Origin of the sequence: Hymenobacter psychrophilus, from assembly GCF_900107135.1 — a bacterium.
Lineage (GTDB): Bacteria > Bacteroidota > Bacteroidia > Cytophagales > Hymenobacteraceae > Hymenobacter > Hymenobacter psychrophilus.
Genome location: NZ_FNOV01000017.1, coordinates 26,760 through 51,410, shown reverse-complemented (window position 1 = coordinate 51,410; position 24,651 = coordinate 26,760). Strand labels below are relative to the sequence as shown.

Here is a 24,651-nt window from a genome sequence, read left to right as displayed (position 1 = left end):
GTGAGACTCTCAGGAGCCTGTTTGCCGTGGCAAACGGGCTTTTTTTGTGTTTGAGCCGAGCCTTCAATAATCGGCTCCGCGTATCATTCTCACTTCTCACTTCTCACTTCTCACTTCTCACTTCTCACTTCTAAATCCTTAAACAGACGCTTGCCCTGCGCGAAATAGGCCCACACAAGGCTGCCGGTGTAGGTGCCGACGCGCTCGGATAAGCGCAGGCGGGGCGGAAACTGCCGCCGCCGGCTGTTCCAGTAGCTCAGGCGGCCCACAAAGTGCCAGTGGGCCCGCAACACGGCCCGGAAATCGGCTGTCTGGCCTTGTAGCAGCAGGCGCAGGGCCGCCACCCAGTCGAGGGCTACGCGGCCGATGAGCACGGCGGGCAGCTCGGCCGGGTGGGTGTTGAGGTAGACCAGGGCCAGGCCGTTGCGGAAGTTGAGGTAGGTTTTGCGCGGGTTGGATTTGTGCAGCGTGCCGCCGCCTACATGAAACACCGTGCTGCCGCCCTGGTACCATACCTGCCAGCCCACGTTCTGCAGCCGCCAGCAGAAGTCGATTTCCTCCATGTGGGCAAAAAAGGCCGGTTCCAGCCCGTCTAGCGCATGCCAGGCCTCGGCGCGCACCAGCAGGCAGGCCCCGGTCGCCCAGGCCACCGGCCGGGCGTCATCATACTGGCCGGTGTCGGTTTCAAGGGTATCAAAAAGGCGGCCGCGGCAGAAAGGGTAACCCAGCGAGTCGAGGTAGCCGCCGCCCGCCCCGGCGTACTCGAACAGCTGGCGCGCGGCCGGATCGGAGCTATACTGCCGGATTTTGGGCTGGCAGGCGGCAATGCGCGCGTTGGCCTCCAGCAGCACCCGCTGGGGCGCGAGCCAGCCGGGCGTCACCTCCACATCGGAATTGAGCAGCACGTAATAGCGGAATTCGGGCCCGAGTTGGGCCAGGGCACGGTTGTAGCCCTCGCAGAATCCCAGGTTGCCCCCGTTTTCCAGCACCCGCACCGCCGGAAATTCGGCCCGCACCATAACCACCGAATCATCGGTGGAGGCATTGTCGGCCACGAACACGGTGGCCCCGGCCGAGTGGGCCAGCACTCCGGGCAGGAACTGGCGCAGAAAGTCGCGGCCATTCCAGTTGAGAATGACCACCGCTACATCGGCGCAGGAGCCGGCAGTGGTATCAGAGGCCAAAACCGCCGAGGTCGAGGCCGGGGATGTTGGGGATGAGGCCGGAAGTGGTCTTTTTTAGCTCTTCCTGGGCCTTGGCAGCGGCCTCTTCCATCACTTTGTTCACGGCCGCTACCACTAGGTCGGCCAGCATATCACGGTCCTGGGGCTGGAGCAGGCTGTCGTCGATTTCGAGCTTGAGCAGGCGGCGCTGACCGTTGGCCGTGGCCTTCACCAGCCCGCCCCCCGATTCGGCCGTGGCCGTCAGGTACTGCAACTGGTCCTGGGCCTGCTTCATCTTCTCCTGCAGGTCCTTCATCTTGCCCATCATTCCGGCCATATCAAACATAGTCGCGTCGTCTCAAAAGGTGAAAAATATCTTCCCAAAGATACGCCGGCAGGCCGGAAACGGCCCAGAAGAACTGCTCACCGCAGAATTGTGACGCTGCCGTACTGCCGCACGCGCTGGCCCCGCTGGTCGAGGGCCTCAAACTGCCAGGCGTAGGCCCCGGGCACCGGCACGGCGCCCTTAATGCGCCCGTCCCAGCCGCGGGTGCGGTCGGTGGTTTCAAACACGGTCTGGCCGTTGCGGTCGATGATGGTAAAGCGGAAGCTGTCGAGGAAGCGGCCCTTGAGCTCCAGTACGTCGTTGAGCCCGTCGCCGTTGGGCGTGAAGGCGGTGGGCAGCACCAGCTTTACCGGGCGCGTTACCTCGGCCACGTTGGAGTACGAGGGTTCCACAAGCCCCACCCCGCGGGCCTCAATGCGGTAGCGCACAGTTTGCCGGTTGGGGTCGGGCTGCAGGTCGAGGTAGGTGAGGGCTGCACCCACGGGCACGCTGGAAACCACGGCATTGTCGGCGGCCAGCCCCAGCACTTGGTAGCTCACCGGCGCGGCCGGGTCCGGCCCCGTCACCGTCAGCGCCGACCAGGTAAGGCGGATTTCGGGGCCGTTGGGGTTAGGCACTTCCGCCACGAGCTGCACTATGCACACGCTGGCTCCGGCCGGGGCGCGGTTGCCGCAGGCATCCTGAAACTCGACCGCGTAGCACAGTGGCACGGCCGGGTCGGGCGTCACCAGCGAATCGAGTAGGCGGCGGGCAGGCGTGGCGGCCAGCGGTGCCCCGTTGCGCTGGTAGCGGAGCTGGCCGCCGATGGCCAGCCCCGGCACTTCGGCCCGCAGCTCTACCTGGTTGCGCAGGTTGAAGCCCGCCCACAGCCGCGGCCGGGCCGGCGGGGTGGTAGAAAGAGCCGTCAGGCTGATTTCATTGGAAACCGAGGTGGCCGGCCCGCTACCCAGGCTAACCTGGTAGCGGTAGGTGGTGCCGCAGCTCACGGCCGCGTCGGTGTAGCTGGTGGCGCCGGGCGGCAGCGGCAGCACCACGCTCGTGCTGCCCTCGGTGCGGGTAAGCGTGTAGGTGCCGCTGCCGGCGCTGGTCCAGCTGAGTTGGTTGCTGCCGTTGGTGGCCGCGCCATCAAGCTGCACCGAGCAGATTTCGTTGGATGGCAGGCTGAAAACCGTCGGCTCGCACTGGTCCTGCAGCAGCAACCGGTAGCAGCCCGGCAGCGGGGCCGCGGGCAGTGTGAGGGTGGTGCTGGCGGCCGTTACGGCGGTCAGGTTGCGGTAACCGCCTGGCGCGGCGGCTTCAGCTACCTGCAATTGGTAGAGGTACTCAGGCTGCAGGGCCTCGAACTCCAGTTGCACGGTGCCCTCGGCAGGCCGCGTGAGGCGGCGTACAACCGGCCGTTGCGGGGGGGGCAGCGGCGTAAACGGTTTGGTACTGGTGCCCTCGCACACGCCGACCTGGGCATTACGACCGGTTACGGTAACTGTATTCGGGCCGCCGCTTATCGGGTAGCTGACCGCTACGCCACGTTCGGCCAGCACCGGTGCGCCCGAACCCACCTGCACAAAGTAGGTGGCGTAGCTGGCATCGGTAACAGTAACCTGCACCAGCCCCGGGGAGCAGACACTGAGCTCGAACGTAGGCTGGGGAGTGGCCAGCACCTCGTAGGTTTTGGAGAAAATAATGCCAGGACTATTAGCGTCGACTCCTGGGGTGTTTTGAGTGATAACCAGTGCTCCAACAGCAGCCGGGGTAAAGGTGGTTGTGGTATCGTTGTTGAAGCCAGTGCAGATCGTAGTGGTGCCTTGGCGGTAATAAATCTCAGCCAGTTTGAAATTCTTGCCGCTCCGGTCGCGCAGCCGTACCGGCCGGCCCACGCACAGCAGTTTGGGCAGCAGCTGGCCGGTAGCAGCGTCGTATGCTTCGAAGGCAGCGCCGGCATTGGTTTGCGACACGCACGGCGCCTGAGCATGCGCCGCCGGGCCCGCGAACAGACCGGCCAGCAGCAAAACCCAAAGCAGGAGTGCAGTTTTCGTCATGATAAGCCTAACGCCAAGCGAGCCGGAATATGTGCACGAAGAAAGTGAAATGTAAGCGGAAGCGCAGCTCCCGCTCCAGCCAGTCAACCCACGGGTTGCCGTCGCGGCCTACTCCCAGGTATACGTACGCACGAAATCGGCGGCGGCGGCCAGGTCGGGGTACAGAATCCGGTCGTGGGCTACGAAGGGCACTTTCTCGCGGAAGGCGGCTACCAGCGCCTCCAGCGGCGCCGAGCTACGGGCCGGCCGGCGGAACTCCAGGGCCTGGGCCGCATTCAGCAGCTCGATACCCAGCAGCTGCTCGGCGTTGATGACCACGCGCAGGGCCTTGGTGGCGGCGTTGGCGCCCATGCTCACATGGTCTTCCTGGCCGTTGCTGCTCACCAGGCTGTCCACCGAAGCGGGCGTGCAGAGCTGCTTGTTCTGGCTGACGAGGCCGGCGGCGGCGTACTGCGGAATCATCAACCCGGAGTTGAGGCCCGGCGCGGCTACCAGAAACGGCGGCAGCCCCCGCTGCCCGCTAATAAGCTGGGCCGTGCGCTGCTGCGAGATGCTGCCCAGCTCGGCCACGGCAATGGCCAGCATATCCAGCCCCAACGCCAACGGCTGGCCGTGGAAATTGCCCCCGCTCAAAATGGCGTCGTCTTCGGGGAAAATGATCGGGTTGTCGGTTACGGCGTTGCACTCGATTTCGGTGGTGCGGGCCACGTACTCCAGCGCATCGCGCGAAGCGCCGTGCACCTGGGGCATGCAGCGCAGCGAGTAGGGGTCCTGGACGGCGGTTTTGGGCTGCTGCTGCAGCTCGCTGCCGGCCAGCAGGCCCCGCAGCCGCTCGGCCACCAGCAGCTGCCCAGGGTGGGGGCGCAGGCGGTGCAGGCGCTCATCAAGCGGCTCGCTCAGCCCATCGAACCCCTCCAGCGAGAGGGCCCCGATAACGTCGGCGGCGGCGGCCAGCCGGCGGGCCCGCAGCAGCCCGTGTACGGCGTAGGCCAGCATAAACTGGGTGCCATTGAGCAGCGCCAGCCCTTCTTTGGCCCCCAGCACAATGGGCTCCCAGCTGAACAAACTCAGCGCATCGGCGGCGGTCAGGCGGTAGCCTTCGTAGTTGACTTCGCCCAACCCAAGCAGCGGCAGGCAGAGGTGGGCCAGTGGGGCCAGGTCGCCGCTGGCACCCAGGCTGCCCTGCTCCAGCACCACCGGCAGCATGCCGCGGTTGTAGAAATCGAGCAGGCGCTGCACGGTGGCTACCTGCACGCCGCTGTGGCCGTAGCACAGGCTCTGCACCTTTAGCAGCAGCATCAGCCGCACCAGCTCGGCCGGCACTTCGGGGCCCGTACCACAGGCGTGCGACATCAGCAGGTTCTGCTGCAGCTGCTGGCGCTGTTCGGCCGGAACGGCCTGCCCGCACAACGCCCCGAAGCCAGTATTGATGCCGTACACGGCCGTATCGGGGTCGCGCTCCAGACGCTGGTGCAGGTAGTGGTGGCCGGCTTCGAGTCGCTGGCGGGCTTCGGCGCCGAGTACCACCCGCGCCCGGCTGCGCAGCAACTCGTCGAGCGTGGCTAAATCGAGGAAAGCGGAGGGGGTGAGCTCGTAGTCAGCAGCCATAGGGTGGGGGAGAAGGGCAGGAATTTCAAAAGTACGGAATCTGCCTGCGCAGCCCGGTGGCTATGCTCGCGGAAGCTCCGGCGGCCAAGAGGCCCAGCAGCCCGAACGGGGCCAGCGCGGTGGGTATAAATACGGAGTTGCGCCCGGGTGAAATCCGTATTTTTTGCGCTTGCTTCCAACAGGCAGGTTGCCGATATTTGAAATACCGCTCTGATCCTTACTGACTTACCCTATGGAATACAACCCGAAGTTCGGCCCTGGCGCCCAAACGCCCGCCCAGCGACGCACCGTGTTGATGCGCCTGCAGGACGCTATTCCCAGCCTGCGTACGAAGGCGACACCCTACGCCCGGCAGCTGTACGGTCGCTACGTGGCCGGCGAACTGAGCTGGCCCGAAGTCCGACAGGCCCTTAGTGTGCAGATGTAGTTTATGGCAGGAGAACGTCATTCAGCGCCAAGCGAAGGATATCGCGTGCTAATCAACCAGTCGTGCGAGATTCTTCGCTTGGCGCTGAATGATGTTCTCCCACTACCCACCAACCAACTCTGCCAGCACTTGTTCCAGCGTCAGCGTCTGCTCGGTGCCGGTGGCCAGCGTTTTCAGCTTGAACTGGCCGGCCGCACGCTCCTCGGAGCCCTGCAGCAATACGTACGGAATGCCCTTGCCATCGGCATACTTGAACTGCCGGCCCAGCTTGCCCGACTCGGGGTACAGTTCGGTGGCAATGCCTTCGGCCCGCAGCCGGCGCAGCACGGGCAGCGCCGCTGCCTCGCTTTCGGCATCGAAATTGGCCAGCAGGCAGCGCGTGGTAGCTGCCACCGCCTCTGGGAACAGATTTAGCTCCTCCAGGCAGTCGTAGAGGCGGTCGACGCCGAACGAGAAGCCCACGCCCGATACGCCCGGCAGCCCGAACGCGCCCGTGAGGTTGTCGTAGCGGCCGCCGCCGCTCACGCTGCCCATGTTCACGTTGTTGATCTTGATTTCGAAGATGCAGCCCGTGTAGTAGCTCAGGCCGCGGGCCAGCGTTACGTCGAACTCCAGGTTGTCCCACTTGTCAAAGCCAAAGCCGCGCAGGTAGTCGAGCACCCGGTGCAGGTCCTGCAGGCCTTTGTAGCCGTCGGCGCCGGGTGTGTCGGGCTCTACGGCGGCCGTTACGAAGGCGGCGAGCAGCCGCTCCAGCTTCTCCTCGAACGAGCCGGCCACGCCCAGCAGGGCAAACAGCTTGTCGATGGCCTCGGCCGAGAAGCCGCGTTCGGCCAGCTCCTTTTCCACGCCCTCGCGGCCTATTTTGTCGAGCTTGTCGATGGCCGTGAACAGATCCACCTCGGTGCCCTCGCCGCCCAGAGCCTGGTAAAAGGCGCCCAGCACCCGGCGGTGGTTCAGTTTGATGGTGTGGTCGGTGAGGCCCAGCGTGTTGAGTGCCTCGCTCATCATGAGCACAATTTCAGCCTCGCACAGCAGCGAATCGGTGCCCACCACGTCGGCGTCGCACTGGTAAAACTCGCGGTAGCGGCCACGCTGGGGCCGGTCGGCGCGCCACACCGGCTGAATCTGGTAGCGCTTAAACGGGAACACCAGCGTGCCCCGGTTCATTACTACGTAGCGGGCAAAAGGCACCGTCAGGTCGTAGCGCAGGCCTTTTTCGGCAATTTTGGGCAGCACCGCCCGCGGGCCGGCCAGCAGGTCGGCGGGCGTTACTTCCTCCTTGATAACCTCGCCCTTCTGCTTTTTGAGGAAGTTACCCGAGTTGAGCACCTTAAACAGCAGCTGGTCGCCCTCGTCGCCGTACTTGCCGGTGAGCACGCTCAGGTTTTCCAAGGTTGGGGTTTCGAGCGGGGCGTAGCCGAACTTCTCGAACACGCGGCGTATGACGCCGAAAATATAGTTGCGGCGGGCCACTACGGCTGGGCCAAAGTCGCGGGTGCCTTGCGGGATGCTGGGTTTCTGAACGCTGCTCATCGGGGGCGAGGGAATCGAAATGCGGTGGTACGGGCGCAAAATTCGCGCTTTCCGCCGGACTTTCCCCAGTTCTTCCGCGGCCGGCCGTAAATCAGCTCATTCGGGAAGCCCCAAATTCGATTTCCTCGATGGCATCGAGCACCGAGGCTACCAGCAACGGCTGCGAGTCGGTATCGAGGCGCTGGAAGCGGTGGCGGCTGGCCTGCGGCGTGTGGCACAGAATCAGCTGGCGCGCCTGAGCCCGCAATGCGAAGGCATAGGCCAGCAGCAGCTCTATCACATCGTTACTCAGCGAATCAACCAGGCTCAGGTCGACTACCACGGCGGGCTTGCTGGTGCGGCTGGCCCGATGCAGGGCCCGGGCCAGCATTTCGCTGTCATTGGTGTCGGAAGCTAAATAGGACAGGATAAGCAGGTATGCCTGGGGTAACTCTTCACGCTGAACATCCAACATCTTCCGGTCCTGTCTTAAGCGGTACGACTCCGCTTTCAAGCGAGATTTCGCGGCTGCAAGTTACGACTTCGATGACGATAAAATGTAATTTTAAGGAGATAATTTAATTTAATCGACAAAAAACATCAATTGAACGAGCATTATGGTCTATTCAGCGAGTCTGTTGTGGCGGGCCTGATGCATAACCGACGCGGCCAGTGGCGACTTCAACGGGGCCCTTATCCCGGCCCGGCGCAGGCCCCGGGTAGTCCAGTCGTTGCAGGTGCGCAGGGCGTGGTAGCGGCCCCGGGCCCGGAAGAAGAAATCGGCCGCGCCGTAGCCGGTTGCCTGGCGTAGCGGCTGCCGGCCCACCGAATCGGGGGCGGCCAGCGCGGCCCGCACATGCGCCACCAGCCGCTGGTATTGCGCGGCCGATACCTGCAGCGGCACTACCCAGGCTCCCGAGTCGGGCGCGGTGGGGTAGAAGCTGGCGTGCACCAGTGTTTTGGAGGGGAGCAGGGCCCACACCACGGCCCCGGGGCCGGGCGTGCGCCCGCCCATCGAGCCCAGAAAAAAGCCTTCATTGCCCCAGCCGAATCCTACGTAGCGGTAGCGGCCGAAGCGGGCCGTAAGGGTAGGCTGGTTCAGCTGAGCCAACCAGTTGTGGCCAGTTTGCGGGTCGCGCACGGGTAGCACCAGGTCGGTATGAATCCCGTTCGATACCACGAACACTGGCACGCCGCCCGGCGTTTGCCGGAATTGCCGGTTCACGGGTACTGCGGCCCCGGTCATCAGCAGGAAAATAAACGCTACGAAAGCCGCCATTGGCTAAAGATACGGCGCCATGTGGGACCAATTATACAGTCGCCGGCTGTACATTTGCCGCCGACTCAACCTATCGTGGCCGTGTACCGCCTGCTCGCGTATCTGCTTTGCTCCCTATTGCTGCTCCAAACCCTGGAGCAGGAGCTGCTGGTGGTGAACTATGAGTTGAACCAGGCCCGCATTACGGCCCGCTACTGCGTGAACAAAGCCCGGCCGCAGCTTAAGTGCAACGGCAAGTGCCACCTGGCCAAACAGCTACGCAGCGCTGCTGATGAGGACGAAAAAGTGCCAGCCGGCAGCATCCGGCTTAAATTTGACCTGGTGCCCGCGCCCGCCCACCTCACCCTGACGGCCCCGCGCTACTGGCCGGCCGCCCCCGGCCGCTACGCTGCCCCCGCAGCCTTGCGCTACGCCGATGCTCCCGCCCGCGGCGTGTTCCGCCCGCCACTGGTGTAAACCTGCTTTCGCACCGGCTTCCACCCTTGGAAGCCGCAACGACCGGCAAGCCGCCCCCGTGGGGTGCGGCCCGGACCCGCGTACTGGTACGCGGGCCGGCCGGCAGGTTTATCTCCTTCAGCCTTAGCGTTTCTACTAATGATTTTCTCGCGTTTTGCGGCCCTGGCCGCTTCGCTGGCCCTGGGCACTGTGCTGCTGGGCAGCTGTGATAAAAAAGAAGACCCCGCGGCAGAGCCGCAAAAAAGCGTGTTTTCGGTAGAGCTCGAAAACACCGTGGGTAACCGCAGCCTCCACCTCGATACCGACACTTACACCACTGCGGCCGGCGACCAGTTCACCATCAGTACCTTCAAATACTACCTCTCGAACCTGGAGCTGCTGAAAGCCGATGGCAGCGCTACGGTGCTGCCCGATACCTATTTTCTGGTTGACCAGGCCAAAAAGGAAAGCCAGCAGCTCCAACTGACCGATGTGCCCACCGGCGACTATACTGCCCTGCGCTTTGTGGTGGGCGTAGACAGTGCCCGTACCAAGGCTGGTAATCTGCAGGGCGTGCTCGGCGACGACAACGGCATGTGGTGGGCCTGGAGCAAAGAGTTCATCAACGTGAAGCTGGAAGGCACCTCGCCCCAGTCGCCCAAGGGCGGGCTGGTATTTCATATTGCCGGTTTCAAGGGCGCCAACGGGGCCAATAACACCATCCGCACCGTTACGCTGCCCTTTCCCGGCGGCAGCAAGTTGCTGGTGCGCACCGACCACACTCCCGAAATCCATTTGCAGGTGGATGCGCTGAAGATGTTCAGCGGCCCCACTACCATCCGTTTTGCCACGGTGAACAACTCGATGGGCGGCCCCGCCTCGGTGCAGATTGCCGATAATATTGCCGCCGGTATGTTCTCGGTCGAGCACCTGCACGCCAACTAAAGAAGTGGAATGGTGAAATGGTGAGATAGTGAGTTGGATGTTCGGAGGGCCCCACGGCGAACACGGGACAAGTGGCGCAATCAGGCCCTCGGAAGGTCAAACTCACCATCTCGTTCTCTCACTATGCTACCAGCTCTCATGAAGTACTTCTTCCGACTGCTGCTCGCGGGCCTCCTGATAGGGACGGCCGGGCCGGCCGCGCGCGCCTGCGACATTTGCGGCTGCTTTATGGGCATCACGCCCTACGACAACCAGAGCGGCTTTTCGCTCATGCACCGGTACCGCATCTACAACGGCTACCGGGCGCTGGGCCAGTCGCCCGATTTCCGGCCCGATGGGGCCCGTATCTTCTTCCCCACCCAGCTCAACTCCGACGACGGCTACGCCCACAGCCACCGCGGCGACCCCACCGACTTCGAGGCCTTCCGGGTAGTCGAGCTGCGGGGTAAATACTTCCTCTCGCAGCGCGTGGAGCTAAACGCCTTCGTGCCTTACGTGCTGAATACCTCGCAAATTAATGGCAGCCAGCTGAATGTCAGCGGCGTAGGCGACGTGACGCTGTTTGCCGGCTACCACCTCATCCGGGCCATTGAAACGGCCGGGGTGCAGAGCCGGCTGATAGTGGGCGGCGGCCTGAAACTGCCCACCGGCGAGTACGACCGCCAAACGGCGCAGGGCCGCCGCTACCCGCTGCTCAACCAGGTGGGCACCGGCACCACCGACGGCTTCGTGTACGCCAACTATATTGGCAGCTACCGTGGGGCGGGCCTGAGCGTGAACACCAGCTACCGCCGTACCGCCGAGAACCTGTTTCGCAACGGCCTGGCCCCGAGTACGGCCACGTTTGCCAGCCTGTTTTATCGGGTGCCGCTGGGCGAAAACTGGCAGCTATACCCGTCGGCGCAGTTTTTCTACGAGAAAACAAAGGGCGAGATGCTTGAAGGCCAGCTCACCGGCGAGCACGCCATGAACAACGCCCTGCTCGGCCCCGGCCTCGATGTGTACTACCGGAATTTCTCGCTTAGTACCAGCGTGCAGCTCCCCGTGTACACCGCCACTACCGACCACCCGGCCAGCGCCGGCCGGCTGGTGGTATCGGTAGGCTACAGCTTTGGGCAAACCAAGTACCTGCTGCACAAAAGGCCCGCGGCGGAAAATTGAATTGATAGCTGAAAAACCCCGTCATGCTGCGCCGCATGCGCTGAATGACGGGTTGTTGGAAATAACGCTCTACCTCCTGCCTTTCCGCGCATGAAAACCGCTTTTACCAATTTCGCAACAGGGCTGAACCTGCTGGTTCTGCTAAGCCTGCTACTGACCACGGCTTGCGGCACCGGCGGCAAGACCAACGACCCGGGCCCGGAGCCGTTTGGCGCCCCCACGCCCTACGTGCTGCAGGTGCCGCCGCTGTTTCCGAAGCCGCTGCCCCAGCCCGCCGACAACCCGCTGACGGTGGAAGGCATAGCGCTGGGCCGCCACTTGTTCTATGAAAAGGCGCTGTCCATGGACAACAGCAAGTCGTGCGGCTCGTGCCACCAGCAAAGCAAGGCCTTTACCGATGGGCTGGCGCAGGCCGAGGGCGTGGGCGGCACCCAGCACCCGCGGAGTGCTATGGCCCTGCAGAATCTGCTCTGGGAGCCGCGCCTGACCTGGGACGGGGCCCATACCAGCCTGGAGCAGCAGGCCCGCGTGCCCATCGAAAACCCCCTGGAACTGCACCAGCCGCTGGCCGCTGGCATAACCCGGCTGCAGGCGCTGGCCAAGTATCCCGAGCTGTTCGGCAAAGCCTTCGGCACAAGTGCAGTTGCCGAGGAGCGGGTGCTCAAGGCCCTGGCGCAGTTCCAGCGGACGTTGGTTTCGGGCAACTCGCGCTTCGACCGTTACAACCGCGGCGACCAGGACATCCTGACGCCCGACGAGGTGCGCGGAATGGAGCTGTTCAGTATCCACCCCAACGGCCGCATTCGGGGCGGCAACTGCAGCGACTGCCACGGCGGCCCGCTGCAAACCGACCGCAACTTCCGCAACAACGGCCTCTCCAGCTCCTTTGGTGCCGACCGGGGCCTGGGCGGCCTCACGGGCCGCCCCACCGACAACGGCAAGTTCCGGGTGCCCTCATTGCGCAACATCGCCCTCACGGCCCCCTACATGCACGACGGCCGCCTGGCCACCCTCGAAGACGTGCTCGACCACTACAACGAGCACGTGCAGTTCAGCAGCCCCACCCTCGACCCGCTGATGCGCAACACCACCAACGACCCGCTCCAACTAAGCCCCCACCTCGAACTAACGGCCCAGGAGAAACGGCAAATCGTAGCCTTTTTGAAGACGCTGACAGATGAGGACTTCGTGAAAGACCCCCGGTTTGCGGAACCGCAGTAGCTGCGTCTTTAGCTGCTCGATTTGCCTGCTTTAGCTTCCGGTTGATGACTTATAAGTATGCGGGGAAACTTTCGGGAAGCATACCAGATTTGGCTTGCTTCCCGAAAGTTTGTTGCGTACCTAGTGCCGCTTCCCGAAACTCGCTGCCGTACAGATTTTCGGCAACCCGGATGTTGTGTGCCATTTCTACCGACAATTGAAGTCCAATAAATGATAAAAAGACTAGATCAAGCAATTGAAAAACAAAACGAGCAAGAACTTCAGGCTTGCATCGCAGACCTTTTTAATCAAACCGAACAAATTGATAAAGCATATTATCCAAAAATCGAAAGATTATTGTTGGAAAAATGGCATCATGAACATGAGGACATCATAGGGTTGATTTGGTTGAAAGAATTAAAGGATGACAGATTTATAGACCCCATAATGTTAATTGCTCAACAAGGAGAAATTTACAGATCTTATGATGATGGATTGGAATCTACATTACGAAAATGTGTTCACGTCTTGAAGAAGATAGCGACGGAACTATCAAATTCAGCAATAAAAAAGCTAATCGATACCGGAAATGAGAATGTGAAATATGCATTGGAAAACTATAGATGAAACGGCACACAACACTGGATTTTCTGCTATACTGGCTTTGCGAATAAATCCTGATCGACATAACAAAACTCAGCTTCAGTCCCATCTTTACGTAACACAGATGAACTGCAGAACATATTCTCATTTTTAGTAACTTTAATCAGCGATAGTCCGGTCTGACGGATCACGGAATTCCCTGCCTTCGCAAATACTCAACGTTAACTTCAAAGCACAAAGCCCCTGACGTCAGCACGAACGTCAGGGGCTTTGTGCTTTGAACAGAGTGTCGCGCTTTGGATAGATAAATAGGCGTCGCTGTTCTGCCGTTACTCGCCGCTAGCCCCCAAACCCGCCGCCGCCGGCTGGGGCGGCTTCGATGCGGCCGGCTTTGGCCTTGCTGGCGCCCACGTACCAAGTGAAGCCCAGCCAGGCAACCCGGGTTTCGGGCTTGGTGTAGAGCGTGGACTGCAGCTCGGGCGAGTTGATTTCGGCCCGGCGCACCTGGGTGTTCAGCAGGTCGGAAACGCGGAGCGTGAGGGCGGCGCGGTTCTGCCACAGGCGCTGGCGCAACGCTATTTCGAGGCCGCCGGTGGCCAGCTGCCGGCCCTGGGCCGTGAGGGTGGCCGAGCGGTAGGAGCCGGTCAGCTGCACGTCGAGGGCGGGGGTGGGGCTGAAGTTCTGGTTGAGGCGAGCCGTGCCGGTGAGGGCCTGGCGCGAGCCGGCGTCGGGGGCGTTGGTGTTCAGCTGGGCCCGGTAGAGCGAGCCGTTGGCCTGCACCCGCCACCAGGCCGTAATCGGCTGGCTCCAGGTTAGTTCCAGGCCCACGTTGGTGGTCGAGCCCAGGTTGCGGTAGGTTTCTACCAGCACCAGCCCGGCGGCGGGGTTGCGGTTGGTAGCCACCGTGTCCACGTCGCGCAGGCGCTGGATGGTGTTGTTGGTGAAGCGGCCGAACAGCGTGGTCGTGATTTCGGCCCCGCCGGGCAGGCTCAGCTGGTGGCCCAGCTCCAGGTTGTGGCTGAATTCGGCCCGCAGCTCGGGGTTGCCGAGGCGGTAGAAGCGTGGGTCGAGGTAAAGCGGCACGGCCAGCTGCTGCATAAAGTTGGGCCGGTTGAGGCGGCGGGCGTAGCTGAACGTCAGCTGCTGGGGCTGCTCGGCCGTTTTGGCCGTGTCGCGCTGGCCAAAGCGGCGGCTGAGGCTGGCCGTCGGGAACAGGCCCAGGTAATCGAGGTCGAACTGACCCTGGCCGCCCGCTACGGCCCCGGTTACGCGGGTGTACTCGGTGCGCAGGCCGGCCTGGGCGTTCCAGTGTTTGCCCCAGCCGCGCTGGTAAGTAGCGTAAGCGGCGGGCACCGTCTGGCGGAAATTGTAGGCCAGCGAGCGGGCCGGGTCGCGCACGTAGCCGCCGGGCACATCGGGCTGCTGGCTGAACAAATCGGCCGTGCCGTTGCTGCGCTGCTGCTCTATTTTGAGGCCGGTTTCCACCTTGCCCTTGTTGCCGGGCAGTGGTAGTGTATAGTCGGCCTGGGCGAAGTAGATGTTGGCGTCCACATCCATCTGCTGCCGCCAGCTGGTGAGGGCCCCACTTTCCAGGGTTTGGGTTACCGGAATATCGGCCCGGATGAGCACGGCCCCGCCCACGGCCGTCAGCTCGCGGCCAGGGTGTTTTTCCCAGCCGCGGCGGTAGCTGGCCACGTTTTCAAACACTTTCACATCTACATCGAGCTGCTGCACGCCCCGCTGGGTAGTGGTGGGCTCGCCGGGCCGGGCGGTGCTCAGCAGCTGCTCGGAGCGGTTGGCTTCCTGCTGCCAGTTTGGGTTGAAACTCAGGCTCAGGCTCTGCTCCTTCTTCAGTTCGAGATTGAGGCCCAGGTTGAGGCTGTGCGAAAAGTTGCGCTCCAGGCCGGTGCCATCCTGGCGGGTAGCAATCAGGCCGCTGGACTGGCGGTTGCGGGTTTGTTCACGGTAGGTTTCGTCCTGGCGGTCGTAGCTCAAACTCAGGTTGGCGGGGCCCTGCTTGCGGTTCAGGCTCAGGCTGGCGTTATACTTGTCGCCGGTGCCGCCCAGCAGGCTGGCCGTGCCGTTCACACCGTTTTTGGTTTGCTTTTTCAGGATGATGTTGATGACGCCCGTGCCCTGGGCATCGTACTTGGCCGAGGGATTGGTCATCACCTCGATGCGGGCAATACGGGAGGCCGGAATCTGGTCGAGGCGCAGGCCGGGGCCGCTGTTGGAGCCGCCGCTGGGCTTGCCATCAATGAGAATGGTAAGGTCGGACGAGCCGCGCAAACTCACGCTGCCGCCGGCATCCACGGCCACCGAGGGCACGTTGCGCAGCACATCGGTGGCCATGCCGCCCACGCTGGCCAGGTCTTTCTCTACGTTGATCACGCGTTTGCCCGGCTCATTTTCCACTACGGCCCGCTCACCCGTCACCGTCACGCCCTTCAGCTGCGTCGTGATGGAGGCCAGCCGCAACGTGCCCAGCGCCAGCTCGGGTGCCGCCGCCGTCAGCGTAACGCGTCGGCGCAGGCTCTGGTAGCCCACCGCCGACGATTTGAGTAGGTAGGAGCCCAGGCCCAGCTGGTCGAGCCGGAACGAGCCGTTTTCCAGGGTTTCGGCCCCGGCTACAAAACTCGAATCCTGGGCCCGCAGCAGCACTACGCTGGCAAAGGGCAGGGGCTGGCCGGTGCCTTGCTCCAGCAGGGTGCCGGTTACGCGGCCGGCGGGAGCCGTTGGGGCCGGACCCTGGGCGGCGGCGGTCAGCGAAAACAGGCCGAAAGTGAGGCCGAGAAAGGGCGCAGTGAGGAACCCCAGGCCCCGTGGGGACTGGCTGGAAGGAGGGAAGGAAGTCATGGTAAAGGAGGTTGGGGTCGGAAAAAAAGGCAAGCAGGGGCCGTTTCCGGTGGCCGCGGTTCCGCCGGATGGGCCTGAAGGCCAGTAATTCAGACGTGAGAGGCAGGGGCACCAATCGCCAAAAGAGGCGGGTGCCAGCAAACCGAAACACATGGGGCAGCGGCGGGAAACCGACGTTTCCGACCGGGGCCCACCGCCCGGCCCGGTTGGCGCGAAGGCGGTGTTCGGTGGGGGCCGCGCCGGGCTCCGCTTGAGGAGCAGCCGCGTGGCCAAGAGGTTATCTAATCAACAAGCCAAAGGTAACTAAAGGTACTATGTAACGCAAGGTACTGTTGAAAATAAATTCAACTTCTGCTATGAAGCTGCGGTTGCAGGCATCTGGGTTGGATTTAGCAGCTGCTGTTACGCGGTAGCGGAGCAGCAGCCTGGTAGCTTGGCCCCGGCGCGAGGTGGCAGAGTCCCGGCGGGGCGACACCGATAGCTGAGGCTTTGCGGGGCCACGTTCTACCAATAGGCCGCTCCGCCGAGGCTACTGCAGAACGATAGTCAGCAGTGGTAAAGCAGGCTTCTGGTGGGGTAGATGTTGCTGCTGCGGCAGGCGTTGCCTGGGGTGTTGGGTTTCTTCGTGCTGGTTTGTGCCACTGTGGCGCAACCGTACAAGCTGTCCGGAAATGGACAGCTTTGTTAGTGCCTGGTTAGTAAGAATAATTTGTAATAAATTGATAAGTAATGTTTTGTAGAAATGGCACGGCCGTTGGCTACACTTGGGAGAACCATCCTTCCACCTGTACGAAAATGGACAGAGCCATTTCTTCCTCCACCCAAAACCGCCGCCAGCGCCGCCGCTGGCTGCTGGGCGCGGGGCTGCTGCTGGCGCTGGGCGCGGCCCTGCTGGCCTTCCGCACGGTGCTGCAACCCAGTGTGGAGCGCAACGCCCTGCTGCTGGCCCGCGTGGAGCGTGGCGATGTGGAGGCCTCGCTCACGGCGGCCGGCGTCATCATTCCGGCCCACGAAGCCGTGCTGACCAGCCCCATTGCCAGCACCATCCGGCAGGTGCTGGTGGCCGTGGGCAGCCGGGTGGCGCCGGGCCAGCCAATTGTGGAGCTCGACCGGGAGCTGACGGCTTCGGCGCTGGCTAAGCTGGAGGATGGTCAGCAGCAGAACCGCAACCGTGGTAGCCAGCTCCAGCTAACCCTCGAAAAAGCCCTCTACGACTTGCAGTCCCAGCAGCGGGTGCAGGCCGTTAAAATCAACAGCCTGCAATCGGCCCTGCGCGACGAGCAGTACCTGCTGAAAGTGGGCGGCGGCACGGCCGAGAGTGTGCGCCAGGCCGAGCTGAACCTGCGCGTGGCCCGGCTGGAGCAGCAGCGCCTGACCCAGCAGCTGGCCAACCAGCGGGCCGCCAACGCTGCCGACCGCCGCGAGCTGGGTTTCACGGTGCAGATGCAGCAGCGCAGTATCGCCGAGCTGGCCGGCAAGCTGGCCCAGGCCAACATCAGCAGTCAGCAGCCGGGCGTGCTGACGTGGGTAAATGACGCGCTGGGCACCACCGTGCAGGCCGGCGACGCGCTGGCCCGCGTGGCCGACCTGACCCGGTTTCGGGTGCGGGCCACTATTTCCGATACCTACGCCGACGCCCTGCGCCCCGGTGACCCAGTGGTGGTGCGCATCAACGACCAGGATTTGCGTGGCACCATCAGCACCATCAGCCCGGCCGTGGACAAAGGCACGGTGACCTTTTACGCGACGCTGGCCGAGGACCACCACCCGGCCCTGCGCCCCAACCTGCGTACTGACGTGTTCGTGGTCACCAAGGCGCACCACAACATTGTGCGGGTACGCAACGGCCCTTTTTACCAGGGTGGCAAGGAGCAGCCGGTATTCGTGGTGAGCAACGGCCGCGCCCTGCGCCGCACCGTGCAGTTCGGCGACTCCAACTTCGACTACGTGCAGATAACCGGCGGCCTGCGCCCCGGCGAGGAAATCATCGTCTCCGACATGAAAGACCACCTCGACACCCCCGAACTGACCATCCGATGAAGCAGTTTTTAGCTTTTAGCTGTCAGCTTCTAGCTGTTAGCTTTTTCAGTTCAATGGCTAATGCGCAGCAGTTGGCCCCTATTAAGCAGAAGACAAGTACGGAAGCTAACAGCTATCAGCTGACAGCTAACAGCTCAGAAACGGCGGCTATCAGCTTAGAAGGCGTTATCGACCAGGCGCTGAGCCAGTCGGCGGTGGCGCGGCGGGCGGGCACCAGCCGTGACCAGAGCTACTGGCAGTGGCGGGGCTACCGGGCCAACTACCAGCCCCAGCTGGGCCTGCAGGGCGTATTACCGGGCTACAGCCGGGCCGTTACGCCGGTGGTGCAGCCCGACGGCACCACCGATTTCCGGGCCGTGCGGCTCAACAATTCCAACCTGGCTCTCACGCTCAGCCAGAACATCGGCCTGACGGGCGGGCAGGTGTTTGTGGCTTCAGAAGTGCAGCGGTTTGATGATTTCAACGGGGGGCTGCGGCGCTACAACAACCAGCCGGTGGCCGTGGGATTGGTGCAGCCGGTGGGCCGCTTCAACGAGTTGCGCTGGGTGCGGCGGCTGGAGCCCTTGCGCTACCAGGAAAGCGGCCGGCAGTTTGTGGAGGAGCGCGAAACCATTGCCCAGCGCGTAACAGAGCTGTATTTTGCGGTGCTCAGCCAGCAGGTAAGTGCCCAGGTGGCCGGCCAGAACGTGCAGGCCAACGCCGAGCTGCTACGCCTGGGCCGGGAGCGGTACGGCCTGGGCCGCCTCTCGCAAAGCGACCTGCTGCGGCTCGAACTCAACCTGCTCACGGCCCAGCAGGCCGAAGCCCAGGCACGCCTCGATGCCCAGAATGCGGCCGTGGAGCTGCAGCGCTACACCGGCCTGGCCGCTGAAAGCCTGCGCCTGCAAGTGCCCGCCGCCCCACGGCTGGCAACGGTGCCGCCCGAGCTGGCGCTCAGCCAGGCCCGGCAGAACCGGGCGCTGGTGCTCGGTTTCCGGCGGCGTTTGCTCGAAGCGGAGCGCGAAGTGGCCCGGGCCCGCGGCACTACCGGTTTTCAGGCCACGCTGGCGGCCAACCTGGGCTATATCAACCAGGCCCCCAACCTCTGGGACACCTACGCCGCCCTGCAGCAGCAGCAGCAGGTGAGCCTGAGCTTCGCGGTGCCGCTCGTGGATTGGGGCCGGCGGCAGGCCCTGGTGAAAACGGCCGAGCTGGCCCGCCGGCAGGCCAAGACCGAGGTGCAGCAGGAGCAGGCCACGTTCGCGCAGGAGGTGCAGGTGCAGGCTGCCCAGCTCGGCACGCTGGCCATTCAGCTGGAACTGGCTTCCCGCGCCGATACGCTGGCCCGCCGCCGCTACGCCATTGCCCAGGCCACCTACCAGGTCGGCCGCATCAGTCTCACCGACCTCACCATTGCCACCGCCGAGAAGGACCAGGCCCGGCGTGCCTACATTGGGGCCCTGCGCGCCGCCTGGGTGGCCCACTACCGGCTGCGGGCCCTCACGCTCTACGATTTTGAAAGGGGCGAGGCGCTGGCGGCGGAGTAACCGTTTTAGGGCCCAAACTGCATGGTTTCCAAATTGTAAGTGCGGTGCTTTTCCTGTTTCTGTTCATCTTGAAAACAGATGTCGAGCGTGTACGGGGCCTGCCACTCCACACCGCAATTCCACCAGAGCGAGGAAATACTGCGCCAGTAGGTGTTGATTGGGAAAGGGGAGAAGTCCTCCAGCGCATACCGCTTCAGCAGGTTGCCCTGCACGTCGTAGACGGCCAACACATCGACGCCGTAGCCCATGCTGCTCCAGTTATCAACTGTTACGAGGTAGCGGCCATTAGTCGAAACCAAGGCCGATACTGGGGCTATGCGGTTGATGAGCTGCTTTTCCCACACCTTGATGGTGTCCGACCCCTGCAGGCGAAACATGGTAGCGTGGCAGGGAATAATAACCGTATCGGCCGCCGTGAATTTGTGCCGACGGCGCGGTTTAGTGCCATGGTAAGCGTAGTATTTCGCCGGTATGTGCAACGGAACGACTTCGACAAACCAGCTGCTGTCGGGGCTGTGGTAGCGCGTGGTTTTGGGCAATTCCCAACTATCGGCCGTCGCTACTTGTGCGCTCAGCAGACCCAGCAGGAATAAGAAAACTTTCATTGGGCGGTAAGTTGAGAAGGCCAAATGCTGACCGTTGAATCAGCGCGGGTGATAACGCACATAAGAACGCATTATTTCCGAACAACCCGTCCGAAATCGGACACAATTCCCGCCCTTGCAAATCGCTTGATTATAATTAAATATCTGTGAAATAGTGTGTTATAAAGTTGGTCCGCTGCTTGAATATCCTCCCGTAACTACCCGCTTTCCCTGTTCAAAACCGGACAACTAACGCCTTTAACTTTCGCCTTATGACCAACCTGTTCACCTCGGCCACTGACGCGCCCCAACCCGCAACTGCCCCGGCGGCTGGTATTGGCCGGGCCGTGCTCCAGCTCACCGGCATCGAGAAAGTGTACCAGACCCGCACCATCGAAACGGTGGCCCTCAACCACGTCAACCTCACCATCAACCAGGGCGAATTCGTGTCGGTGATGGGGCCTTCGGGCTGCGGCAAGTCCACGCTGCTCAGCATTATGGGTTTGCTCGACGAGCCCACCAGCGGCACGCTGGAGCTGGATGGCCGGCCCGTGCAGAGCTACTCCGATAAGGAGCTGGCCCGGCTGCGCAACCACAAAATCGGCTTCGTTTTCCAGAGCTACCACCTGATAAACGACCTCTCGGTGCTCGACAACGTGGAGCTGCCGCTGCTGTACCGGGATGGGGTAGGGGGCAAGGAGCGACGCCAACGGGCCTTCGCGGCCCTCGAAAAAGTGGGCCTGGGGGCCCGCACCGGCCACTTCCCGAGTCAGCTTTCGGGCGGGCAGCGCCAACGCGTGGCCATTGCCCGCGCCCTGGCCGGCGAGCCCGAAATCATTCTGGCCGATGAGCCCACCGGCAACCTCGACTCGGTGATGGGCGAGGAAATCATGGACCTGCTGCTGACCCTCAACCGCGAGCAGGGCACTACCATCGTCATGGTTACGCACGACGAGCAGCAGGCGCTGAAAACCCAGCGCCTCATCCGTTTTTTTGATGGCAGCCAGGTGAGTTGAAGGGGAATTAAAAATTAAAAGTGAAAAATTAAAAGGTGAGTTTTTTAGAATTTATGCAGCAATTATAGGAACCCAAATTTTAACTCTTAATTCTCAATTTTTCAATTGAAAAAGCTGTGATTTTCTCTTATCTGAAAATAGCCTGGAAAGTGCTGCTCCGGCGTAAGTTCTTTACGCTTATCAGTTTGGTGGGCATCAGTTTTACGCTGATGATCCTGCTGGTGGGCGTGGCGCTGTACGACCGGTCCGTGGGGGCCTACGTGCCCGAGCTGCACCCCGAGCGGCTGCTGTTTGGCAGCTACATGCAAATGCAGCTGCCGGGCATGGGCGAAATGAAGATGCGGCCCAGCTACTGGCTGATAAACCAGCATCTGCGCAAGCTGGGACCGGGGGTGCAAACGGGCATCAGCGGTGAGGGACAGGCAGTGGCTGCCTACGTGGGGGGGCGCAAGCTGGCGCTGGCCCTCAAACCCACCGATGGCGGCTTCTGGCGGGTGTTGCAGTTCCGATTTCTGGCTGGCCGGCCCTACTCCGACGAGCAGGCCCGCACTGGCGAGGCGGTGGCCGTCATCAGCGCCCGCACGGCCCGGCAGTATTTTGGGCCCGGCCGGCCGGCGGTGGGGCAGCTGCTGGAAGCCAACGAGAAGCGCTACCGGGTAGTGGGGGTGGTGGCCGATGTGCCCACCATGCGCTTCCACGCCTACGCCGACATCTGGGCACCCTACGAGCAAAGTGCGCTGGAACGGCAGCCGGAAATGCCTTTCGGCGAAAGCGAAATGCTCCTGCTGGCTCCCTCGGCCGCGGCCGTGCCGGCCGTGCAGGCCGCGTTGCGCCGGGCCGTGGCAGCCATTCCAATGGATAACAATGAAAGCCATATTTCCTTAACTCCCACTACCCTGGGCGAGTCGGTGGCCGAGCGGCTGCTGGCCCGCTACAACTGGACGACCAGGCCCGTGCAGCTTTTCCGGGCCCTGAGCGCGGGGGCCGTAGCGCTGCTGCTGTTGCTGCCCGCCCTCAACCTGATTAGCATGAACGTGAGCCGGATGCGCGAGCGGGCCAGTGAAATCGGGATTCGCAAGGCCTTTGGGGCCACGGCGGGCATGCTGGCCGGGCAGTTTCTGGTTGAGACGGTGGTTTTGACGCTGCTCGGCGGCCTGTTGGGGCTGCTGCTGGCGGCGGCTCTGCTGCGCGCCCTGAGCAGCGGTTACCTGGCCGCCTACGGTGATTTTCAGCTTAGTCTGGTGGTGTTTGGCTGGGCGCTGGTGGCAACACTGGTGTTCGGATTGCTGTCGGGGGCCTACCCGGCCTGGCGAATGGCCCGGCTTTCGGCCGTGGAAGCCCTTAAACACGCCCGCGCATGATTCGGCACCTGCTCAAACTTATCTGGCGCCGCAAGGCCGCTAACAGCCTGCTGGCCTTAGAGCTGCTACTCACGTTTCTGGTGCTCTTCGGGCTGGGCTGCCTGGTGGCCGGGGTGGGGTTGGCGTTTCGCCAGCCGCCGGGCTTTACCTACAAGCACGTCTGGACGCTGCGCCTGGCCACCAACAACGACACGCTGCCCCAGGAGCCCACGCTGCTGCGGCTGCAACGGCAGCTAAGGCAGCAGCCGGGGGTAGAGGCGGTGAGCCTGGCCATGTACAGCACCCCGTTCAGCGAGTACGTGATGAACAGCACGGCCACCGTGGCCGGCCAGCCGCCGCTGGTAGTAACAGAGGTAGAAACCGACGACCAGTTTGCGGCGCTGCTGAAAATGCCGGTGCTGGAAGGCCGCTGGTTCGACCGCCGCGACGAGGCGGCCGGCCTGCCGCCGGTCATCATCAACCAGGAAATGCGGGAAGCGTTTTTCGGTAATCGGCCGGCGCTGGGCCAGCGCATCAGGCTGCAGCACTCCATGAACGAAAACGAGAAGATGGCGGGCCGGGTGGTGGGCGTAGTGGGCTCGTACCGCCCGGGTGGCGACCTGGCCCCGCCCCAGCCGGTGGTTTTTCGCCGCCGGGTGCCGCCGGCCGATGGCACGCGCATGTTTTCCTACACGCTGCTGGTAAAGGTGAAGCCCGGCGCCGGCGCCGCCCTGGAGCAGCAGTTGGTGCGCACCGTAACGGCCGTTACCAAAACCTGGACCGTGAGTGCCACCCCGCTCACCGACAGCCGCGCCCTGGCCCTGCAAACCAGTCTGGCCCCGCTGCTGGCCGTGGGCATCGTGAGTGCCTTTCTGCTGCTGAACGTGGCCCTGGGGCTATTCGGGATGCTGTGGCAGGCCATCAGCCAGCGCCGCGACGAAATTGGGCTGCGGCGGGCCTTGGGGGCCACGGCTACGGCTATCGGCTGGCAGTTCGTGGCCGAAACGCTGGTGCTTACCACGCTGGCCGTGCTGCCGGGGTTGTTCGTGGCGGCGCAGTTTCCGCTGCTGGGCGTGCTGGGCGTGAGTGCCCACGTGTACCTGCTCGGTATGGCGCTGGCGCTGGTGGTGCTCTACGGTTTCACCCTGCTCTGCACGCTGCAACCCAGCTGGCTGGCCGCCCGCGTGCAGCCCGCCGTGGCGTTGCGCGAAGAGTGAGTGAGCAGGATTTTCTCCGCAGAAATCAAAAGCAGAAGCGCCGTTTCGATATTCCCTGCAACTCCCGCCAGTATATGCGACTTTCCCCCTTCATTACCTTGCTAGCCCTGGCCAGCCAGATGCGCTCTGGCCCCGCTGCCGCTCAGGTGGCACCCGATGTACTGGCTCCTGCCCGGCAGCACTTGCTGCGGGAGGAATACGCGGCGGCCAGTGCCAGCTACCAGCAGGCTTTGCCCCGGGGCGGCAGCGCACGCGACTACTACCAAGCCGCCCGCGCTGCCGCCCGCAATCAGGAGCCAAAGCGCGCCCTGGCCTGGCTGACCCAGGCCGTTGAGAAAGGCTATTTCACCGAAGACCAGCTCTGCACCGAGGAGGATTTTGCTTCCCTGGCTGCTCGCCCGACCTGGCCGCGCCTGCTTGCCAGCGCCCGCACCAAACAGCAGCGCCACGAGGCCCCGTTCGCCCCAAAACTGGTGGCGTTGCTGAAACAAATTCGCTACCACGACCAACACTACCGGCAAGAGGCCACGGCGGCCGAACGCAAATACGGGCTGAATGCTCCGCAGATGATAGAAGCTATGGCTGCGCAGACCCGTATAGACCAGGGACTTAGTCGGCAGGTCGACAGCCTGCTGGCCATTCATGGCTATCCGGGCCGGTCATTGGTGGGGGAGTATCAGAAGAACGTGGCCTTCTTCGTGGTTCAGCACAACCCCGACGAAAAGTACCGGCCAATGCTGATGGCGGCAGCCGACAAGCAGGAGCTGTCGTGGTCGGCGCTGGCCCTGCTTATCGACCGCCTGAACGGGGAGGCGGGCCAGCCGCAGGTGTACGGCTCGCAGCTGGGTGCGGTGGTGAACGGGCACTACACGTTGCTTCCGATTGAGGACGAGCCCAACGTGAATGTGCGCCGGACCAAAGTGGGGCTGGAGCCGCTGGAAGAGTATTTACACCGGTATAAACTCGCCTATCAGGTACCTACCGCAACGCTCAACCCCAATCCGGCCGAGCTGTACACCCCGCTCCTCACCGCCCGGCCTTCGGGTGTGGAGCTGATTGGCAGCTACGAGGCCCTCAGGGCCCGGCTGCAGTATCCGGCGGCAGCGGCGGCCCGGCAGGTGCAGGGCAACGTGACCCTGGAGTTGGTGGTGGATAAAGCTGGATTCCCGCAGCATATAGCGGTAGTGAAGGGCCTGGGCTACGGCTGCGACGAGGAGGCCGTGCGGGTAATGCAGACGGCCCGCTACCAGAACCTGGCCGGACAGGACCATGCAATCCGCGTGAGTCTGCCTTTTCCGTATTCCCCCGCTGAAAATAAAGAGGAAAAATAATCAAGCGGTCAGCAGCTTTACGTAAT

General features: G+C 63.0%; 21 protein-coding genes. 12 read left to right on the top strand and 9 right to left on the bottom strand.

From position 1 onward, the window contains the following. Nucleotides 1-110: 110 nt before the first annotated feature. The 4 genes from BLW21_RS19170 to hutH all read right to left on the bottom strand — a co-directional run bounded on the left by BLW21_RS19170 (nt 111) and on the right by hutH (nt 5,153). The gene (locus BLW21_RS19170) at nt 111-1,184 is read right to left on the bottom strand and encodes a glycosyltransferase family 2 protein (protein WP_245711969.1); all 1,074 of its coding nucleotides are present in this window, start codon (nt 1,182-1,184) and stop codon (nt 111-113) included. Further along, on the bottom strand, nt 1,174-1,509 hold the full coding sequence (locus BLW21_RS19165; RefSeq protein ID WP_092743430.1) for a YbaB/EbfC family nucleoid-associated protein: 336 nt from the start codon (nt 1,507-1,509) through the stop codon (nt 1,174-1,176). The genes BLW21_RS19170 and BLW21_RS19165 overlap by 11 nt, the downstream gene beginning before the upstream one ends. Nucleotides 1,510-1,586: 77 nt before the next feature. Next, on the bottom strand, nt 1,587-3,545 hold the full coding sequence (locus BLW21_RS19160; RefSeq protein WP_092743428.1) for a T9SS type B sorting domain-containing protein: 1,959 nt from the start codon (nt 3,543-3,545) through the stop codon (nt 1,587-1,589). Between the two features lie 108 nt (nt 3,546-3,653). Continuing rightward, nucleotides 3,654-5,153 (bottom strand): histidine ammonia-lyase, encoded by a 1,500-nt coding sequence (gene hutH, locus BLW21_RS19155; protein WP_092743426.1) that lies wholly within the window; start codon nt 5,151-5,153, stop codon nt 3,654-3,656. Nucleotides 5,154-5,385: 232 nt separating this feature from the next. Here hutH and BLW21_RS19150 point away from each other — a divergent pair, with 232 nt between their 5' ends. Beyond that, the gene (locus BLW21_RS19150; RefSeq protein WP_092743424.1) at nt 5,386-5,580 is read left to right on the top strand and encodes a hypothetical protein; all 195 of its coding nucleotides are present in this window, start codon (nt 5,386-5,388) and stop codon (nt 5,578-5,580) included. Between the two features lie 102 nt (nt 5,581-5,682). Here BLW21_RS19150 and hisS read toward each other — a convergent pair whose 3' ends face one another. The 3 genes from hisS to BLW21_RS19135 form a co-directional block, all read right to left on the bottom strand. After that, a complete protein-coding gene (gene hisS / locus BLW21_RS19145) occupies nt 5,683-7,113 on the bottom strand; it encodes a histidine--tRNA ligase (protein ID WP_092743422.1) in 1,431 nt (476 codons plus the stop codon). Between the two features lie 91 nt (nt 7,114-7,204). Then, nucleotides 7,205-7,567 carry an STAS domain-containing protein gene (locus BLW21_RS19140; protein ID WP_139255326.1) on the bottom strand — a complete coding sequence of 121 codons (363 nt, stop codon included), beginning with the start codon at nt 7,565-7,567 and terminating at the stop codon, nt 7,205-7,207. Between the two features lie 147 nt (nt 7,568-7,714). Beyond that, a complete protein-coding gene (locus BLW21_RS19135) occupies nt 7,715-8,371 on the bottom strand; it encodes a TIGR02117 family protein (RefSeq protein ID WP_092743418.1) in 657 nt (218 codons plus the stop codon). Nucleotides 8,372-8,425: 54 nt separating this feature from the next. Between BLW21_RS19135 and BLW21_RS19130 the strand changes: the two genes are divergently transcribed. From BLW21_RS19130 to BLW21_RS19110, 5 genes are all read left to right on the top strand, one after another. Continuing rightward, nucleotides 8,426-8,827 (top strand): hypothetical protein, encoded by a 402-nt coding sequence (locus BLW21_RS19130; RefSeq protein WP_175471055.1) that lies wholly within the window; start codon nt 8,426-8,428, stop codon nt 8,825-8,827. 138 nt (nt 8,828-8,965) lie between these two features. Continuing rightward, nucleotides 8,966-9,751 (top strand): MbnP family protein, encoded by a 786-nt coding sequence (locus BLW21_RS19125; RefSeq protein WP_092743414.1) that lies wholly within the window; start codon nt 8,966-8,968, stop codon nt 9,749-9,751. A 138-nt stretch (nt 9,752-9,889) separates the two neighbouring features. Beyond that, nucleotides 9,890-10,912, top strand: a complete 1,023-nt coding sequence (locus BLW21_RS19120; RefSeq protein WP_092743412.1) for a hypothetical protein — start codon at nt 9,890-9,892, stop codon at nt 10,910-10,912. A 90-nt stretch (nt 10,913-11,002) separates the two neighbouring features. Further along, the gene (locus BLW21_RS19115; protein ID WP_092743410.1) at nt 11,003-12,133 is read left to right on the top strand and encodes a cytochrome-c peroxidase; all 1,131 of its coding nucleotides are present in this window, start codon (nt 11,003-11,005) and stop codon (nt 12,131-12,133) included. Nucleotides 12,134-12,343: 210 nt separating this feature from the next. Continuing rightward, nucleotides 12,344-12,739: a hypothetical protein gene (locus tag BLW21_RS19110; RefSeq protein ID WP_092743408.1), complete on the top strand. Its 396-nt coding sequence runs from the start codon at nt 12,344-12,346 to the stop codon at nt 12,737-12,739. Nucleotides 12,740-13,054: 315 nt separating this feature from the next. Here BLW21_RS19110 and BLW21_RS19105 read toward each other — a convergent pair whose 3' ends face one another. Next, a complete protein-coding gene (locus tag BLW21_RS19105; protein ID WP_175471054.1) occupies nt 13,055-15,571 on the bottom strand; it encodes an outer membrane beta-barrel protein in 2,517 nt (838 codons plus the stop codon). Nucleotides 15,572-16,366: 795 nt separating this feature from the next. Between BLW21_RS19105 and BLW21_RS19100 the strand changes: the two genes are divergently transcribed. After that, on the top strand, nt 16,367-17,611 hold the full coding sequence (locus tag BLW21_RS19100; protein ID WP_092743404.1) for an efflux RND transporter periplasmic adaptor subunit: 1,245 nt from the start codon (nt 16,367-16,369) through the stop codon (nt 17,609-17,611). 53 nt (nt 17,612-17,664) lie between these two features. Beyond that, a complete protein-coding gene (locus BLW21_RS19095; RefSeq protein WP_175471053.1) occupies nt 17,665-19,137 on the top strand; it encodes a TolC family protein in 1,473 nt (490 codons plus the stop codon). A 5-nt stretch (nt 19,138-19,142) separates the two neighbouring features. Here BLW21_RS19095 and BLW21_RS19090 read toward each other — a convergent pair whose 3' ends face one another. Further along, nucleotides 19,143-19,742, bottom strand: a complete 600-nt coding sequence (locus tag BLW21_RS19090; RefSeq protein WP_092743400.1) for a hypothetical protein — start codon at nt 19,740-19,742, stop codon at nt 19,143-19,145. 326 nt (nt 19,743-20,068) lie between these two features. On the opposite strand from BLW21_RS19090, the gene BLW21_RS19085 reads away from it, so the two are divergent. From BLW21_RS19085 to BLW21_RS19070, 4 genes are all read left to right on the top strand, one after another. Next, nucleotides 20,069-20,737: an ABC transporter ATP-binding protein gene (locus BLW21_RS19085; RefSeq protein ID WP_092743463.1), complete on the top strand. Its 669-nt coding sequence runs from the start codon at nt 20,069-20,071 to the stop codon at nt 20,735-20,737. Between the two features lie 116 nt (nt 20,738-20,853). Next, nucleotides 20,854-22,098, top strand: coding sequence for an ABC transporter permease (locus BLW21_RS19080; RefSeq protein WP_092743398.1), 1,245 nt, complete (start codon nt 20,854-20,856; stop codon nt 22,096-22,098). Then, nucleotides 22,095-23,294, top strand: coding sequence for an ABC transporter permease (locus tag BLW21_RS19075; RefSeq protein WP_092743396.1), 1,200 nt, complete (start codon nt 22,095-22,097; stop codon nt 23,292-23,294). Before BLW21_RS19080 ends, BLW21_RS19075 begins: the two co-directional genes overlap by 4 nt. 74 nt (nt 23,295-23,368) lie before the next feature. Next, on the top strand, nt 23,369-24,625 hold the full coding sequence (locus tag BLW21_RS19070) for a TonB family protein (RefSeq protein WP_139255324.1): 1,257 nt from the start codon (nt 23,369-23,371) through the stop codon (nt 24,623-24,625). Nucleotides 24,626-24,651 lie beyond the last annotated feature (26 nt).

Coding starts and splice junctions, on each gene's coding strand:
- BLW21_RS19100 (WP_092743404.1), top strand. CDS start 16,367: ATGGACAGAGCCATTTCTTCCTCCACCCAAAACCGCCGCCAGCGCCGC.
- BLW21_RS19120 (WP_092743412.1), top strand. CDS start 9,890: ATGAAGTACTTCTTCCGACTGCTGCTCGCGGGCCTCCTGATAGGGACG.
- BLW21_RS19140 (WP_139255326.1), bottom strand. CDS start 7,567: ATGTTGGATGTTCAGCGTGAAGAGTTACCCCAGGCATACCTGCTTATC.
- BLW21_RS19090 (WP_092743400.1), bottom strand. CDS start 19,742: ATGAAAGTTTTCTTATTCCTGCTGGGTCTGCTGAGCGCACAAGTAGCG.
- BLW21_RS19095 (WP_175471053.1), top strand. CDS start 17,665: ATGGCTAATGCGCAGCAGTTGGCCCCTATTAAGCAGAAGACAAGTACG.
- BLW21_RS19110 (WP_092743408.1), top strand. CDS start 12,344: ATGATAAAAAGACTAGATCAAGCAATTGAAAAACAAAACGAGCAAGAA.
- BLW21_RS19150 (WP_092743424.1), top strand. CDS start 5,386: ATGGAATACAACCCGAAGTTCGGCCCTGGCGCCCAAACGCCCGCCCAG.
- BLW21_RS19125 (WP_092743414.1), top strand. CDS start 8,966: ATGATTTTCTCGCGTTTTGCGGCCCTGGCCGCTTCGCTGGCCCTGGGC.
- BLW21_RS19070 (WP_139255324.1), top strand. CDS start 23,369: ATGCGACTTTCCCCCTTCATTACCTTGCTAGCCCTGGCCAGCCAGATG.
- BLW21_RS19160 (WP_092743428.1), bottom strand. CDS start 3,545: ATGACGAAAACTGCACTCCTGCTTTGGGTTTTGCTGCTGGCCGGTCTG.
- BLW21_RS19165 (WP_092743430.1), bottom strand. CDS start 1,509: ATGTTTGATATGGCCGGAATGATGGGCAAGATGAAGGACCTGCAGGAG.
- BLW21_RS19105 (WP_175471054.1), bottom strand. CDS start 15,571: ATGACTTCCTTCCCTCCTTCCAGCCAGTCCCCACGGGGCCTGGGGTTC.
- BLW21_RS19075 (WP_092743396.1), top strand. CDS start 22,095: ATGATTCGGCACCTGCTCAAACTTATCTGGCGCCGCAAGGCCGCTAAC.
- hisS (WP_092743422.1), bottom strand. CDS start 7,113: ATGAGCAGCGTTCAGAAACCCAGCATCCCGCAAGGCACCCGCGACTTT.
- BLW21_RS19115 (WP_092743410.1), top strand. CDS start 11,003: ATGAAAACCGCTTTTACCAATTTCGCAACAGGGCTGAACCTGCTGGTT.
- hutH (WP_092743426.1), bottom strand. CDS start 5,153: ATGGCTGCTGACTACGAGCTCACCCCCTCCGCTTTCCTCGATTTAGCC.
- BLW21_RS19135 (WP_092743418.1), bottom strand. CDS start 8,371: ATGGCGGCTTTCGTAGCGTTTATTTTCCTGCTGATGACCGGGGCCGCA.